The following is a 16,363-nucleotide window of genomic DNA, read 5'->3' on the forward strand; positions in this document are numbered from 1 at the left end:
GTGGGCCTGAAGGGAGGCGAGGTCTGATTCCGGTGCTCCCAGCCGGTCACCATTGAGGCGTGCAGCAGCTGGTGGGCCTGAAGGTAGGCGAGGTCTGATTCCGGTGCTCCCAGCCGGACACCATTGAGGCGAACCCGATGCTGTAGGGCGAGCGGAAGTGGTACATCTGATTCCGGGGCTTCTGCCGAACACGATGGCCGCCCGGGCTACAGGCGGACTTCACGTCGGTGCGGGCACCTGATTTCGATGATCTCTGCCGGACATCACTCGGCACTCCAACTCGCATGTGCGCTTTGTGGCACGTCATCGCTGATCCCGCGCGTTCGGTCGGACACCAGTGCGACCGGGCCAGTCACGCGGTGTCGATCAAGTCGGTTCCGGCGTGGCGCGGCACAAGGGCACCCTCCGGTGTCGCACACCGGAGGGTGCCCTTGTCTGGGCGCCAAGCGGGGTCACCCGCCTAGCGATCGGTCTGTCAGGGTGCTGACAGGTGGTCATCCAACCAGTCGAGTCCTGCCTCTATGGCGAGACAGCCGATCCGGCCCAGCAGATCAACTTCGCCGGTTGGGTTCAGTCGTTTCGCGCTGATGGCAAGTTCGACGTTGCGGCGACTGTAGGCCACGTCGCACATGTCCGCGAGGAATCTCCGGGCGGGCTTGGCTGAATACTGTCGACCGGACAAGAATTCGCGGACGGCTGCGCGGCAGCGTTCTCGCTGTGAGTGGGGAACCGCGGGCGGCAGAACGGAGTCAGGCACCGTCCACATCGGACTTCCGTGGTCGAGTTCCGGTCCTGGCTCTGCCACCGTCCGCCGCATCATCTGCGGACCCGTCACATTTCCGTGGTAGAACTCGGGATTACCACGCAGGAGCAGGTCGAGGCCGGCGCGCAGAAGCTCGGGCGTGTGGGACGAACTCCCGGAGACGGAGCTTGGCGCGCGAAGACCGAGCACGTGCTTTACGACGATCTCACGCTGTCCAGCGTCGGGAATGATCTTCTGGGCCCACTTGGAGGTCAGCAGATCCCGGTCCGGCCGGGCACTCGCGCCGCGAAGCGGCATCTCGCGGCGCCACAGGTCCGCGATGACGTTCTCGACCGGTCCGCGGACGAGTTGGAAGTAGCCGCGTCTGGCCCACGGCGGCCCGTCCGATTTCCCACTCGCCAAGGTGGATAACGCGTGTTGGCCGTGTTCGACGGGAATTCGCTTAGCCTCAGGGGAGGCCAAGAAGTCAAGCAGGGAAGCGAACTCGCGGTTCGGGGGCCGGTCGGCGGACGACAAGGCGGACCGCACTCGGCGGAACTGGCGGTCCAGGTAGGCGTCGACGTGATCAGCGCATCGGTCGCAGAGGTCGGCACCTGGCCAGGCGCTGACCTGGTGTTCGGGACACCGTCGACGGACGTGCACGACGGGCGCGATGTACCGGTGTAGGAAGCGATTGGTGGCGGGAGCGAATGTCAGCGTGAACGCGGACCGGGCGACCCGGTCGTCCGCGTCAGCGATATCGCCCACCGCGAAGTGGGGCGAAGTCAACGGTCTTGTCCTCTCAGATGCCAGCGGGGTGACTTGTGCACAAGCTGCGGTGGTTCGATCTGGTGGCGATCTCATGGGTGGGAGTGTGACACCGCGCGGGTCGCTCGGCAACATCCGCACCGTCGTCCGTCGGGTCCTTGGTGAAGCTGAGGTTCCCCCTCTGAACTGGACACTCTGGGATGTCTCGTCCGTCTGGAGGTAGTGCGGGGGTAGCTGGAAACGAACGGGGGTGGCGGGTGCCTGCTCGGATCGAGGTGAGGCTCGTTCCGGTCGACGGGCGGGCGGTTCCGCCGCCGCACACCGGGCCCGCGGTGTACGCGGTCGTGCTCAAGGCGGTGCGGCAGGTGGATGAAGTGTTGGCCGGGCGGATGCATGATTCGCCGAAGTTCAAGGGTTTCACCCTCACTCCGCTGCTCGGCGATGACGATCTGGCGCCCACGACGCCCGGGTGTTCGGCAGGGTTCGCGGTGAGTGTGCTCGACGATGCGCACACTGCCACGGTGTTGGCCGGGCTCAACGCGACCTCGTCTGTCCTTATCGGACGGACGGAGTATCGGGTTGTGTCGGCGGAGTCTGTGGAGTCGGTGCCCTACGAGCAGATCGTGCGGGAGGCCGAACCTCGTGCGACATGGGAGTTCGATCTGATCACGCCGGTGAGTTTCGCGACGGCGCGGGGGCAGGGTGCGCGGCGGCAGCAGCCGTGGCCGGATGCGGTTCGGGTGTTCACCAATCTTGCCGATCGGTGGGCTGCGTTCGCGCCGCCGGGTTGTGTCTTGCCGGGGCTGGTTCGTGGGGCGATCGATGAGCATCTGGAGACTTGTGCGGGTGCTGTCCGGTTGGCCGAGCACCTGGTGGAGCCGTCACAGCGGGGCAACGAGAACGGCTACCGGGTCGGGTCGGTGGGGTGGGTTGGTTGGCGGCTCGCCGCGTCGGCACGGCTGTCGGAGGTCGCGTTGCGTGGGGTCGACGCGTTGGCGCGGTTCGGTTGTTTCGCGGGGATGGGTGATCGCACGGCGATGGGTATGGGTTATGTCCGTCTCCGGCCGGAGCCACCGCGATAGCCGCTGCCAGGTGGTGTACCGGAGTCTTTCGGCTTCGTGTCGAGAGGCAGGGGTGTGCCGAAGGCGGGCAGTGGTTCGGCGTCTTTGACCTTGCCGCCTCGGCCACCGACAACTCGGTTCTTCTCGTTCTCCACGAACCACCGGTAGTTCTCGCCGTTGGGGTCTTTCGACGGTGTCAGTCTGGGGTAGTGCACGGGGTGTTTGTCGTCGTAGCCAACGGCGGCGGCGCGGATCGCCGCGCACAGTGCGCGCCCGGCGGGGGTGGCGGTGAGCACGGTCTCGAAGGTTGCCGGTAGGGCGCGCCACCTTGTTTCGGTGTCCGGTGCGGTCTGGCCCAGTGTGCGGAAGTCGTCGCACCAGTCGGTGCCTCGGCGCAGGTCGTGTCCGCTCTCGGCCAGGCGTAGTTCGACCGAGCCGAAGCCGAGTGGTTTGCCGCCGCCGATGCGGTGTCTGCCTGGATTGTTGGGCCGCCCGAACTGGTCGGGGTCGAGTATCCACAGCAGGGCGCCGAGTTCGAGGTCACTGACGTTGCGCAGGTCGATGGTGAAGGTGAATTCCTGCTCGACGCGGACCCAGGTGGTCATGGTGCGGTTCTGGTCGTCACGTGTGTCACCGCCTCGGCGGAACTCTCGGTCTTGGGCGGTGGTGTTCCAGTAGTCGACCTGTTCTGCGGCGCGCTGGTGCGGGTACACCTTGCGGCCTCGGACAACTCGGTGATCGGCGAAGAAGCTCTCTTTGCCCGCACGGCGTTCGAGCGGTGTCGGGACGCCGTTGTTGTCGCGGGCGGCGGTGTAGAACCGGCCTTGGGAGGGCTTGGGCGCGGACAGGATCTCCAGTGGGATGCCGTCGCCGAGGTGTTCGACGGCGTCGGCGGCAAGGGGGCCGTGTACGGGGCCGATGCGCAGGGCTCCGCGCCACGCGGTGTCCGGGGCGTCCTCTGCGTCGTCGTCGCGGGTGGATTGGCGGACCCAGCCGAACACGCGGTCCGCCGGGGACAACTCGGCAAGCGACTCGGCGGGAGCGATGCCATCGGGCAATAGTTCCGCCGGGCTGTTGGCGTGGAGCCTGCGGCTGATCAGCACGGGGAGCAGTTCAGTGATCAGGTCGCCCTCGCGCAGCGCGTAGCAACTGACCCAGGAATCGGGGCGCAGGACGTCGGTGCCTTGCCCGGGTACGCCTGGCGCGTCGTAGAGGTGGCGCGACCACGCGAACACCGTCTTGTTCGCCGACTGGTAGGTCTCCCACGGTTTCGCTGTACTGCCATCGGGTTTGCGCCGACTCGAAATGTCGTTGCGGCGTTCGGTCAGGTGCTGGGCCCGGTAGTCGGCGATCAGATCCCGGTAGCGCGTACCCGCGTCGTCCATGCGCAGTTGTGTGCGGGGGTTGGTCTGCACCCCGGGATCGGCATGGACGCACTCGACGGGGAACAGGCGTTCGTCGTGCTTGCCGGTGATGTTCGCGTTGGTGCGGTGGACGAATCCGCGCAACAGCGCGCCGGGGCCGAGTGGTTGGTGGTTCGCCGATCCGCGCGAGGCGGCGCCGAGGTCGGCCGGTCGCGCCTGATCGGTGTCGGCGCCGCTGCGCCAGATCGACACCACCCGCCAGTACCGGTAGGACGCGCGACCGAGGTGTTCCACCAGTTCCACCCAGGCCGACGCCTTGTCGCCATGCACGGGAACTGTGCCGTCCGGGTAGCGGCAAGCGGGACCCCGGTACATGGGCAGCGCGGCGCCCTTGATCATGGCGGAGTCGTTGCCGTAGTCCAGCCAGAGGCAGGCCATGGCCGCGGCGGGCTTGCCGTCGGCGGTGAGCCGGACGAGTACGGGGTGCACGTTCAGGCCGCTGCGGGCGTCGGGGCGGTAGCCGAGCGGGGCGGGGTGGTCGAACACGCCCATCCGGGAGTTCGTGACGGCCTCGTACACCGAGCGCAGCGCGCCTTTGATCGACGTGGGCGGCAGGTACACGCGCCGCTCGCCGTCGACGTCCGCGACGCGGGTGCCGAAGGTGCGGTGGCCGTTGGGCGCAGTGGTGCCCGCGTCGGGGATGAGCAGCGGGGTCACGGTGGTGAGGGTGACGGCGAGCCGCCCGGTCCACCGGTCGTGGTGCAGGCGGTCGTGGCCCGCGGGCGCGTGCCTGCCCAGCCGCTGGTCGAGTGCGTCGCTGTCCAGCGCGGGCACGAAGTGGTAGGGGTTGTGGAACTTGTCGGTGCCGGTCACGCCGCGGCCTCCTGCCCTGTCGAGGCCTCGCTGTCGGAACGTTCCCACGTGGTGGTGTCCTGCCATCGGATGCCGTGGAGCAGTTCGTCGAGCACGTAGGCGTTGCCGTAGTCGTCCTGGGCGACGTACTCGCGCAGCAGCAGCCCGGCGCGCGCAACGGCTGCTGGCGCGGCGGGGAGGCCGGGTACGCGCAGGGTGCCGATCCGGTGCTCGCGCAACGATTGCCAACCGTCGGACGGGGCGCCGTCCGGCGTCCCCCACAGCATCAGGGTCTGCTCGAAGGTGGCGTGCACTGGGTGGGAGTCCGCGGCGCCGAACGGGGTTCCGGCGCGGGAGACGACGACGTCGTCCTGCGCGAGCAGCACGGCTCGGCCGAGCCCGGCCGATTCGTGCACCCAGCGCAGCTCGATCGGGCCCTCGGCGAAGAACCGGGCGTCGAACACCGTCGTGGGATCAAGCGGCGGCCCACCGCGGTCCAGCAGGCCGCCGTGGGCCCGGACGAAGCCGTGCCAGGCGGTGGTGCTCACCAGTCCCGTCGGTGGGTCGGGGAACCCGGCTGCGTCCACGGCGTCGGTGACCGTGATCGACTCGGCGCTCGCCCAGTACAGCGTGGTCATCGGTGGTCTCCTTAGGCCTCAAGGTGTTGAGTCCAGATCGCGGGGTCGGGCCAGAGGTCGCGGGCGAGGGCGAGGACCGCGGCCCGGCGGGTGCCCGCGTCGCCGTCGAGGGTGAGCGTGTGCTCGTTCCAGCCGGCAGGAAGGCCTTCGGTGTGTTCTCCGGCGGAGATGTCGATCCGGTCGATTCGCACGGCGCCGAGGCCGCGGGTGCCGCCATGTCCGAAGGGGACGGTGCCCGCGGTCAGCGCGGCGACCGCGTAGAGCAGCAGGGTGATCGCGGCCGAGCGCGTGCTGTCGACGTCGAATCGGGTCAGGTCGATGTCGAAGCGCAGTGGTTGCCAGGTAACACCGTGGGGCTCCAGCACGGTGTAGAGCATGCCGTCGGACGCGCCGCCGCTCCACCGGTCGACAGCGACGTGGGTCGCCTCCTGCCAGCCGTCGACCGGCGGCCCGGCCCGGTCGTCGGCGCGGGTGAGGTAATCGCGCCACCGCTGGTGGCTCAGCGCGGCGGCGGGCAACTCGGCATAGGTGTCCGAAATGGACAGTGCACCGCGCCGATCCTGGCTGCCGAACAGCGCTTCGAACGGGGGGCAGGCGAGCGCGAGCACGCGATGTGACAAGGTGAAGTCGCCTGTGGCGGACAGGTTGAGGACCGTCCGCACCGAGCGCTCCACTTCGGACCGGACGATCCCCTTGACCGACGATCCGGGCAGTACGGGTACCGGCTCGCCGGTGTCCGGGTGGGCGTCCATCAGAGGTAGCAGGTGCACGCGTTCGGCCTGGACGTTCGCCCCGACGAGCAGCGGCCCGTCGGGGCGCCAGCCGAGGGTGAGGCGCAGGACCCTGGGACCGGGCCGCTCGGCCGCGGCACCGCCGACGGGAACGGGGTACTCGGCCGTGCGCGGGGCGCCGCGGGTGATCGCGGCGAGAATGCCGGTGCGGTTGCGGATGTCGGCGGACCGCAACTCGACGCTGCCAGGGGCAGCGACGAGGCGACCGAGGCCGCGGGTGGTCGCCGCGCCGAGCACCAGTCCCTCGTCCCGCAGTGCGGCGGCCAGCGCGTGCAGCCCGTCGGCCAGGGCGGTCCGCCCGTCCTGGCCGGTTTCGACGTCCTCGGCGACTAGTCGCAGGAACAGGGTGGTGCCTGCGGGCAGGATCTCGCGTTCGTATTTCACTCGGTAGGCGGCCGCGCCGCTGCGCCGGTCGATGCCGACGCCGTCGCGGATAGCCGGAACCGGGGCCGACCCGTCGCGGGCGCGCAGCGGGGCGTCGGCCACCGTGATCAGACTGGCCAATAGCGGTTCCCCGGCGCCCGCTCCCCCGTCTGGGTCCCGGCGCGCGGTGCCGTCCCACACCGCGGTGGTCCGGTCCGTTCCCTCGCGCCGGTCCCACCAGGAGCGGAGCACGCCCGCCAGCGAGGTGCCCGGCACATACGGTTCGCCGCGGCCGTCGCGGGCCACGGTGAGGTCGAGGTAGGGATCGTCGTGAGTACCGCCGACGTGCAACGGCGTCCTGGCGACCAGGGTCGCGGTCAGCTCCCACCGGGTGTGCACCTGCCGGTAGCGCTGTCGGCGTGCCCCCTGCCGGATCTTGCTCGCGGAGGATCTACCCGCGGTGTCCCGATGTGTCCGCCTCGGGGCGGCGGCAGGCGGAATCACCGATTTTCGTGGCGCAGCGGCGGAGTTCGGCGGGCGGGAAGGCCCGGATCGCTCGGCATCGATGTTGGCGAGGACGTCGAGCACGAACAGGCTGAACGCGTCGAGCAGTGCGGCAGACGGCGCCGCGGACATGCCCAACTCCTCGGCGGCATCTGCGACCAGAACGGGCAGATGATTGTCGGTTGGCCCACGCAGGGCGGCGAGAGTGTCGACGAGTCCCGCGATGGCGCCGCGTTTGGCCCGCCGGACCAGGAACGCGTCCAGCCGGGCGTCTACGCCCGGGATGTTCACCGCCGACACCAGCTCGCGAACGGCACCGCGCTGTGACCTGCTGACCGAGCGCAGCGCGGCGGTCAGGCGGTGCCGGGCGTCCGAATCGTCCTCGGCGACCCGTCGCACCAGTACCCGGCGCAACGCCGCCCTGGTCACGACGTCCAGATAGGTCCGGTCGCGTTCGCTCAACTCGCCGGACACGGCGGGCGGACTCGGTGCTGTCTCGGGATCCTGCGCGGTGCCCGCAATGGTCACCGATGGTCTGCTGAGCAGGTCGGCGTCCACCGCGACCTGGCCGAATCCCTCGCCGCGGCGCTCCCCGATGCCCGCGGACACGAGTGCGCGCCACCGGGCCGGATCGACTGGCCCCTGGGCCACGCGCAGCAGCAGGCAGGACCCGGCGGCGAGACCCACCAGCGACGGCCGGGGCAGCCGCCACGACCCCTGCCAGGACTCGGTTCGACCGGTGCGGGTCTGCGATTCGACCCGCTCGACCCGCGCGCCGAGACACGCCCCCACCGCGGCCACCACGTCCTCGACCCGACCGCTCAAGCGCAGCCTGCTGTCACGCACCAGTACGTCCGCGAGCGCCCACACGGTGAACTTATCGGTCGGCACCGGCGGCGCCGCCACGTCGGCGGGCGCACCGACCTCAACCCGCACCCGGCCGTACTCGCTCTTGCTGGCGGCGCCGATCCGGGCCTGCCCGGCCAGCCGCGTCTGCCAGCCGGAGCCGAGGGCTACGTCCAGGTCGCGGCGGACCTGGGGGGCGAGCCGCAGTTCGCCGCGGAGAACCCGGCCCGCCGGGATGGCCTCGACGGTGAACACCCCGCCGTCCTCGCCGGTCGGCCTGCCGGTGTGCTCGGTGACCACGTTGTGGGTGATCAGCCGGGTGTTCCTGGACACGACACGCACCCGGTCGGGCCCGTCCTGGGCGACCCATCCGGTGCGCAGGCCCCGCACGCCGTCGTGTTGGCCGAGGAGTTGGTTGTGCAGGACGCCGTCGGCGGCGTGCTTGATCGCGCCGAGCGCGGCGGGCGCCGGGCGAGCGGGCTGCCCGTCGATGGCGGGCAACGCGTTGGTCACCACCGCGGCACCGGTGGCCAGCGCCAGCCGCAGCGGCTGCGGACCCTCCAGTGTGCGCAGCACCCACGCGAGCAGCGCGGTGCCTGGCAGGTGGTCGTGTCCGTGCACGACGTTGCCCAGGGTGGCCCTTGGGCAGCGAACCGCGTCCACGGTGGTGAACTCCAGCGGGATCCGCACCCAGTCCTCGTCGCCCCGCACCGAGGCGCGGGTGAAGCCCAGCGGGTCGGCGGTGTCGGACCGGGCGGGCGGGGCGGGCGGTTCGGTGGCGGCAGCCCACTCGGCACACGAATCGACCCAGTTCGTCCACTCAGGACATCCGTCAGCAACCACGGCGACCTCGACCTCGCCGCTACCGCGGCGCCGGTCCCCACCCAGGGCCCGCAACCAGGCAGCGCCCAGGACGAGCAAGACCGTCGCGGCGGTGCGCTCGTCACCGCTGAGGTCGGCGTCGAGCTCCAACGGCCCGGTCAGCTCCAGCCCGGCTCTGGCCATCTCGACGAACCGCACCATGCGCTCCTGCGCCCGACCGGTGTCCCGGTCGATCGCCACCCCCGGCTTGACGAACGTGGTGGCCCTGGCCAATTCCGTGGCCCCGGCCAGGCGCGCGCGCAGCGATTCCGACACCCGAGCCGACCGTACCCGCAGTGCCGCGGCAGCAGGCGCGTGACTGTCCACATCGGAGTTCCGGTTGCCGAACAGGTATCGGTGCCAGCGCGTCCACTGCCCGGGCGTGCCGCCGTCGAGTCCGAGCGCGACCTGTAGGCAGGACTCCCGATAGACGCCGGTGAGCGTGGTGCCCGGCAGGTAGGGCAGCTCGTCGCTGTCTCGCCGGATCAGCGCGTTCACCCCCGCCTGCGCGCCCGCACCCGACCCGACATGCCAGTCGGACAAGGTGTGCACCCGCAGCGTCGCCGAGGTGGGCAGCGGAACCGGGGTCATCGGACCAGCTCTCCTTGCGCGGGGCCGCCTGCTCGGCGGGTGGGATCGATGAAGTCGGCGTCGAGGAAGTCCAGCAGCAAAGTCGACGGTTCGGTTGCCGCACCGGACAACGTGGGCACGTCGGTAAACAGGGTCTGGCCGAGTTGCCCGAGCAACCCGCCCAGTTCCGGGCGCTTGAGCAGGTGGCCGAACAACCGCTCCGCGGCGTCACGGCCATTGTCGACGAGTTCGGCGCGCAACCGGTAGAGCTGTGTGGCGGGCAACGCCTCACCCGGTTCCGGATGAGCGAGGACGGGTACCTCGCGGGCGAGCCGTTCCAGCTCCCGCCAATCACGCCCGCGCGCGGCATCGGGCACGGGCAGGTTCTCGCGCAGGACAGCGAAGGGGCGGCGCAGCAGGCCGCGCGGACTTCTGCGGATCTCGGCGAGGTCCCGCCCGATCGAGTCGTAGTGCACCTGCCAGTCCAACGCGGACACCCTGGCCTGCCGCGACAACGCCTTAGCCGAGTCGCACGCCTGCTCACACAGCCGATAGGCAATCGAGAACGGGAAGTGCGGCTTGACCACCGCGACCCCGGCCGCGGCGGTCAGGTGGCCGGCCCCGCCATGTCGAGCGGCCTCCTCGGCGAGCACTCCCACAGCGCTGTGGCGCTCGAACGCACGCAGGTACTCGGCGACAAACGGCAACGCGTAGTCGCCGTCGACCAGCGCGGTCAGATCGTCGCCGCTGGCGATCAGCGGCACGAGCGGCAACGCTTGGCCCGCCCGGACCGGATCGGCCGCGTCGCGGACCTCCCGCAACCACTTGACCGCGTCGACCAAGGCAGCGTGGGTGCACTTGTCCAGCGCGACACTGAACTCGTGGAAACGGTCCTGATAGGAGCCGTCGCCGAGCCCCCGGATCAGATCCCCGATCCCGTTGCCGTCGGCGTGCACCACGCCGAGCCATTTGACGTCGCCGCGCAGCACCGACTCCAGGTCGCCTGCCGCGATCAGCTCCCCCCCGTCACCCAGGCGCTCGCGCAGTTGATGACGCCCCCGCCAGTTCGCGGCGCGCTTGGCGATGCTCGCGGCCGACAACGGCTCCGCGCCGTCACCGGAGCCGTCGTCGAGCAACCCCGCGGCGGGCAGGTCGCTGGTCGCGCAGGCCGCCACCACCGGCAGCCGGGGCAGCCGGGCCTGGGGCTGCGCGCCGCGCGCACGCACGTCGGCCAAGAGCCGTTCCAGATCCCGCACGTCGCACGGAACCAGCTCCGTGCGGCCATCGGGCAGCTCCAGCCACACCCCCAACACGTGCACACCGCAGGCGACAACATCCGTCTTCACCTGTTGGACCGGCCGCAGCGCACGCGTGCTCACCTCACGCACCAGGGTGCGGCACGCTTCCGCTTCCTTCGCGGGGTCGGCCGCGCTGACCATGTGCAGTGCGCGTCCTGACACGGACACGACCTGCGTGACCGTTGTCCCTGGCTCCGCCGCTTCGAGGTCTTTGATCGTCGCGTCCAGCCACTCGGTGGTGATCTCGGCGACCAACCCCGACGCGCCCGCGGCCTCTCGGAGCTTGTTGGTGCTGAAGATGTAGGACTGCTTGCCCAGCACGTCCAGCAACACAGCGTGCACCTGTTGGCCTCCGCGTATCAGGAGAAATTCCGTTCATCGGATACAGACGGACGAAACCGCGCCGGTCACGGAAACCGCAGGTGGGCGACAGCTTTCACCGTCGCCCACCACGACCGGCAGCATGTGCGCCAGTGACTCCCCTGCCATCTCAATCCGATCCGGGATGTCGCACAGGACAGTCCGCAGGGGCTGGACCCGCCGTGCTGGCGGACCTGGCGACGAGCACACCGTAGGCCACCACACCCTGACCAGGCCACTCGCCCGCAACGGCTCTCGTCGGGAGCGCGCGATCATCCGGGCAGGACCGGACCGCCGCCGCGGCCGGATGCCACGGTGGCGACCTCGACGTAGTAGGGGACCGCCGCGTTGTCCTCCAGTTCGTGCAGGGTGACCGCAAGGGTGTTGAGCGAGCGCCCGAGGAGCACGGCGATGGGGAATGGGACTCGGAGGAACAGGTGTACCTGCCGAGTGCCCGCATCGACAGCGTGCGCGTGTATCCGTTGCGCGACATCAGCGACGAGCCCATTGGCTGCCACTGCCGGAATCTTCGCGCCCTCCGCGCGTCGAATCTGCATCTGGCCTGCGTACCGGCCGGGGTGACTGGCGACGTAGGTGTCGAACTCGCCCCCACACAGTGTCGGCACGAGGTCGACGAAGACAGCGACAGGCGCGAGTGGTTGAGCAGTCAGGTTCTCAGTGGTAACGCTGAGTGCGATCGGCTCGGGCTCCGGCTCCGGCTTTCCCCAACTCGCGCTGCCCTGGTCGTCGATGGTCACCAGGCGGCCGCTTGGAATCGGAACGGCGGCACCCACCGCGAACGCGATGCTGTGGTGCGCCCCGCCCTGAACGCGCAGATGCCGCGTGCCTGCGATCGACAGCAGGTTGGGCAAGTCCGCGAGGAAGGGCGCCAAGTCCGACCACACCGCTCGGCTCGGCACCCGCGTGCCCTGTCCGAGCGGCCGGGTGCGCACCGCGAGCGGAGCCTCAGGAGTTCCCTGTGGCCCGAGGCGGGTCTGGATGTCCATGAGCAGTTCGGTGTCGCCGAGGCGTGCGACCGCCTTCATTCGCTGCCTGGCTATCACGGTGGTGAGTTCGGCGATGCTTGCACGGTCGAGCATCGAGTACTGCTTGAACCCGGACAGCGTCCCGACCGGCAGGCCGAGAAGGGTGTCCGGGGCATGGAAGTCAAGGGCGGCACCGGTTGCGGGATCGCCGTTGATCACGCTGCCCACGGCGAAGGTGAACGCCGGGTCGCGCGCGAGGCGGAGCAACTCCGGCACCTCGACGTCTCTGACCACGTCGGACCGCACCATGTCCGGGGTGACGATCAGAACGGCGCCCGACAAGCCGGATGTCAGTGCCTCGCGCAGTCGGAGGGTCGTGTCGCCGGGAGGCAGGTCCGTGACGTCGTGCCACACCGGGACTCCGGTCGCCCGCAGCGCCCACGCGAGTCCTTCGGCAAGCTCGCGCCCGTCCGAGGTGCGATAGCTGATGAACACCGGCGCGAGTTCCCGGACACCGACCACCTGCCCAACAACCGCGGATCTCCTCGACGAGGGTGTCGATGTCATGTGCGCGCACTACCTTCCGCTGCCGGTAACGGCTGCATCGGTCGCCATGGCCGCGCCCACTCCAGGCAACGCCGCACGAATCCGGCAGACGACTATCCTTCGCTCATCGTTTGCGTGCTGTTACAGCCCGCATCGGCTGACGCTGTTCACCAGTGACTGACGGACAACGGACGCACCGGGAGACCGACATGCCCCTCGGATCGCCGGAACTGACGCTCGTCCGAGGCGCCGCACCCGCCGCGAAAACAGGTTCGCTCAGCGCCACAGCCACGGACGGCACCCTGGTCATCGTGCTCGGCACCGCGCTGGGCACCGCGTTCGGCCCGGAGACGATCAAAACATTCCTGACCACCAACCAGGACGGGCGCTGGGGGTTCGCGACCTGCTTCCTGATCGGCGTCGGCCTGGTGCTGGCCGGGTTCCTCCGGCGCCGCACGGTGACCAGGAACCGCAGCGTCGCCATCGTGGTGACCGCGCGCGACACCGGCCGCGAACCGGCGCGCGGAGCAGACTTGCACGATCAGGCCGAGGCTTACTGCGGCCAGTTCTCCATCACCCTTCGCGCCACGACCACACTCGACAGTTCAGACCGCGCGCAACAGGTCGACGAACTCGGGGAACTGGTCATGCGCGCGATCCACATGGCCCGCGTGCTCACCCCCGACGCCATGCGAATCCACATCGTGCCCACCATGCGCCTAACGGCCGCCTTCCGGTTCGGCGCGTATCTCGGCAACGCGAACCCCACCGCCGTCGTCCACCAGGGCGACGGCGCTGGGGCTTATTTCCCCGCTGTCACGCTGCGCCCGACTCCGAAGTACAGGCCCATGCTCACCGTGCACGACGCTGAACCGTTCCCCGACGGCGACGCCGACAAGATGGCGATTGCCGTTGACCTGCAAGGCAGAGGGCCCGATTTCATGGAACCGGTTCGACAGGAGTGCCGAAACCGCAGGATCGGAAACGTCGTGCTGCTCAGCCTGGACGACGCCACCATCCCCCGCGATCCCGACACGTTCGCCGCCATCGTCGAGCAGATCACCGACGTCTCGCGCAGTAGCGGCGCGGCGGGAACAACTCGCGGCGATCGCTTCATCATGCTCAGCGGCCCAGTCGCCATCTCCATCGGTCTTGGCGCACGTCTTGCGGCGCAACAACGAACTTCCTGGACCCCGCTCAGCTACAACGCTGACGCCACGAGATACGAGTCGCTCTGAGCGACCCAGTACATCGAGTACGCACGGTTGCACGACTTCTACCGCTGGTAACGAAAGGCGATTGCACCGCGACTACTGGTTGATCGAGCAGGCAACCCATTCCGTGACTGTTGGAGTCGACCAGACATGCCCGTAGACAAGACCGAGCGCGAGATCGGAGCCCTGGTCGGTCAGATCGAGCTCGGCGAGATCAAACTGCCGGAGATCCAACGCGGCTACGTGTGGAAGCCGACTCAGGTGGCCAAACTCGTCGAGTCGCTCTATCGCGGCTACCCGTCTGGCTCGCTGCTGTTCTGGCAGACCGACGACGCTCCCCAGACCAGGGCGGTCTCGATCGGCGACCCCGTGGCGAAACCGGCTGTCGTGCCGCTGTACCTCTTGGACGGGCAGCAACGCCTGACGTCGCTACACCGAGTGCTCAAGAACCACTCGGACGCCGCGATCGTGTTCAACGTCGAGAAAGAGACATTCCAGAACCAGAGCGCCGCCACGGCGAGGGACCCGCGATGGATCAAGGTCCACGACGTCCTCAAGCCCGGCGTAGATCAATGGGAATTGGTCGGCGCGCTGCACAAGGTCAACCCCGACCTCGCGCCGAACGACATCAGCAGGCGCCTGCAACGTCTGGCCGCGATCCCTGGCCACAAGTTCCACATGGAAGTGTTGCGTGACTTCCCCTACGAGGAGGTCACCCAGATCTTCGTCCGGGTGAACAGCGGCGGGCGTTCGCTCAAGACTTCCGACCTCGCATTGGCGACCTTGTCCGCACGCTGGCCCGGCGTCCTGGCGAAACTGGAAATCGAAGCGGCCCATTGGGCCGTTCGGGGATATGGGCACGTCGACGTCACCTTCCTGACCAGGGCCCTCACTGGCGCGGTACTCGGTCGAGGACTGTCCGCCTGGTCGCATTCCCGCCTGGTAGCGGCCAGCGACGAGGAACTCGAACGTGGCTGGACGACGGTTCGACGCGGACTTCGCCACCTGGTGCCGCTGCTGCAGAACAACCTCGGCGTATCACACAGCAAGCTGCTCCCGTCGATGGTCGTCCTCCTTCCCCTGATCGTATTGCTCGGAGAGCGAGCAGACGAAAAGCTGGACACCATGGATGCCAACGGGATCCTGTACTGGTTCCTCGTTGCGACGACCCGCAACCGGTACAGCGGCTCCACCGATACCCGGCTCGGCCAGGACATCCCCGCGGCACGCACCGGGGACCCGGTTCGCCAACTGCTCAGCAACCTTGGCGTGATCGGCGCCGGACTCGCGGTCACCCCACAGGATCTGGTCGGCCGATCGGTGGGCAGCCCGTTCTTCTTCCTGAGTTTCCTGACCGCCAAAGAGGCGGGAGCGAGGGACTGGTGGGGCGGCATCGGCCTCTCGGCAGCCGCCGAGGGCAGCCAAACCCTGGAGTACCACCACATCCATCCACAAGCGACACTCAAGAACCACGCCGCCCGCTACAGCAAAGCCGAAATCAACGACCTGGCCAACCTCGCGTTCATCTCCGGCAAGGCCAACCGCAAGATAAGCCACCGCTCGCCCAGCCACTACTTCCCCACCCTCGGCGACGACGAGCTCGCGGCACACCTGATCCCGCTGGGCGACTCCTTGCGCGACGCTGACACATACCGGTCGTTCCTCGCAGCTCGACGCGTGCTTCTCGCCGAGGCCATGACCAAGCTGCTGCACCGGTTCAAGCCCGAGTGGCTCGACCTCGCCGCCGCGCCCGCCGACCCCATCTCCGGCTCCGTTCTTGAGTTCGTGCGCTATGACAACCCCAGAGGAGACGATGTACTCGTCGCGACCGCACGCGGCGAGGGCATCGACTGGTCGGGGGCGATGTCGGTGTCGGAGTTGGACAACGTCCTCTCGGCCGCCCGCGCGGGTGTCGACGGCGACCTGATTGTCGCGGCCGAGAACGTGCCCGTCCGAATCGATGACGAGTTGATCGAGATCCCGCTCGGCCCGTTCCTGGTGACCGGCACCGCGACAGAATGGAGCGACGTCCTCGACCGGGAGAAGGATGACGCACAGCCCATCGCGGACTATGCCGCCCCAGAAACGACGAGGTGGGACGGCGAACGCCTCTCGTTCCCGGTCACCAGCACCGACTGAGGCACAACGCGACAAGTCGATGCGCGAGAACGAACCCCGGTCACATCGAACCGGCGGTCTCGTCGACGCGTGGCCGGGTGCTTGCACGGGCGGTGTCCGTCGCATCGCAGTGGGTGCACGCCGAACGCCCTGGTCGGGAGCCGACGACCACCAGCAGTCTGTACTCCACTGCGACCTCACCCTCGCCGCAACAGTCGAACCTCGATCCGTCGTACCGCGTGTTGACCCCACACCCGGCCACGTACCCCAAGATCAACGCGAGCGGTCAGGTCCCACCTCCAACCCCGGGGACCGCTCGCACCCAGGTCAACACCACAAAACCACCACAACCCACCACCCGCGCCACCCCCACGACGATCACCCTCGCGGACCGCTCGCAACCTCAGGTATCCTCGCAGGTCACAGGGCCCGAAAACCCCGAGCCCTGATTCCGGTGCTCCCAGCCGGACACCATTGAGGC

9 protein-coding genes are annotated in these 16,363 nt (G+C 69.0%); 3 read left to right on the forward strand and 6 right to left on the reverse strand.

Features of this window, described 5'->3' with window-relative positions; genetic code table 11:
• Positions 1 to 475: 475 nt before the first annotated feature.
• Positions 476 to 1,531: a hypothetical protein gene (locus ACT4N7_RS06240; protein ID WP_444827625.1), complete on the reverse strand. Its 1,056-nt coding sequence runs from the start codon at positions 1,529 to 1,531 to the stop codon at positions 476 to 478.
• 311 nt (positions 1,532 to 1,842) lie between these two features.
• Here ACT4N7_RS06240 and cas6 point away from each other — a divergent pair, with 311 nt between their 5' ends.
• On the forward strand, positions 1,843 to 2,592 hold the full coding sequence (gene cas6, locus ACT4N7_RS06245; RefSeq protein ID WP_444827626.1) for a CRISPR system precrRNA processing endoribonuclease RAMP protein Cas6: 750 nt from the start codon (positions 1,843 to 1,845) through the stop codon (positions 2,590 to 2,592).
• Here cas6 and ACT4N7_RS06250 read toward each other — a convergent pair.
• From ACT4N7_RS06250 to ACT4N7_RS06270, 5 genes are all read right to left on the reverse strand, one after another.
• Positions 2,559 to 4,808 carry a TIGR03986 family type III CRISPR-associated RAMP protein gene (locus ACT4N7_RS06250; protein ID WP_444827627.1) on the reverse strand — a complete coding sequence of 750 codons (2,250 nt, stop codon included), beginning with the start codon at positions 4,806 to 4,808 and terminating at the stop codon, positions 2,559 to 2,561. The two genes, cas6 and ACT4N7_RS06250, sit on opposite strands and share 34 nt — an antisense overlap.
• Positions 4,805 to 5,425, reverse strand: a complete 621-nt coding sequence (csx19, locus tag ACT4N7_RS06255) for a type III-D CRISPR-associated protein Csx19 (RefSeq protein WP_444827628.1) — start codon at positions 5,423 to 5,425, stop codon at positions 4,805 to 4,807. Before csx19 ends, ACT4N7_RS06250 begins: the two co-directional genes overlap by 4 nt.
• Positions 5,426 to 5,436: 11 nt before the next feature.
• Positions 5,437 to 9,381, reverse strand: a complete 3,945-nt coding sequence (locus tag ACT4N7_RS06260; protein WP_444827629.1) for an RAMP superfamily CRISPR-associated protein — start codon at positions 9,379 to 9,381, stop codon at positions 5,437 to 5,439.
• Positions 9,378 to 11,000, reverse strand: coding sequence for a Cas10/Cmr2 second palm domain-containing protein (locus tag ACT4N7_RS06265; protein WP_444827630.1), 1,623 nt, complete (start codon positions 10,998 to 11,000; stop codon positions 9,378 to 9,380). The genes ACT4N7_RS06260 and ACT4N7_RS06265 overlap by 4 nt, the downstream gene beginning before the upstream one ends.
• A gap of 290 nt (positions 11,001 to 11,290) precedes the next feature.
• Positions 11,291 to 12,571 (reverse strand): SAVED domain-containing protein, encoded by a 1,281-nt coding sequence (locus ACT4N7_RS06270; RefSeq protein ID WP_444827631.1) that lies wholly within the window; start codon positions 12,569 to 12,571, stop codon positions 11,291 to 11,293.
• A 188-nt stretch (positions 12,572 to 12,759) separates the two neighbouring features.
• On the opposite strand from ACT4N7_RS06270, the gene ACT4N7_RS06275 reads away from it, so the two are divergent.
• Entirely contained in the window at positions 12,760 to 13,788 is a 1,029-nt protein-coding gene (locus ACT4N7_RS06275; RefSeq protein ID WP_444827632.1) for an SAVED domain-containing protein, read from the forward strand.
• Positions 13,789 to 13,914: 126 nt separating this feature from the next.
• The gene (locus ACT4N7_RS06280) at positions 13,915 to 15,903 is read left to right on the forward strand and encodes a GmrSD restriction endonuclease domain-containing protein (protein ID WP_444827633.1); all 1,989 of its coding nucleotides are present in this window, start codon (positions 13,915 to 13,917) and stop codon (positions 15,901 to 15,903) included.
• Positions 15,904 to 16,363: the final 460 nt, after the last annotated feature.

Origin of the sequence: Actinokineospora sp., from assembly GCF_052390155.1 — a bacterium.
Classification (GTDB): Bacteria; Actinomycetota; Actinomycetes; order Mycobacteriales; family Pseudonocardiaceae; genus Actinokineospora.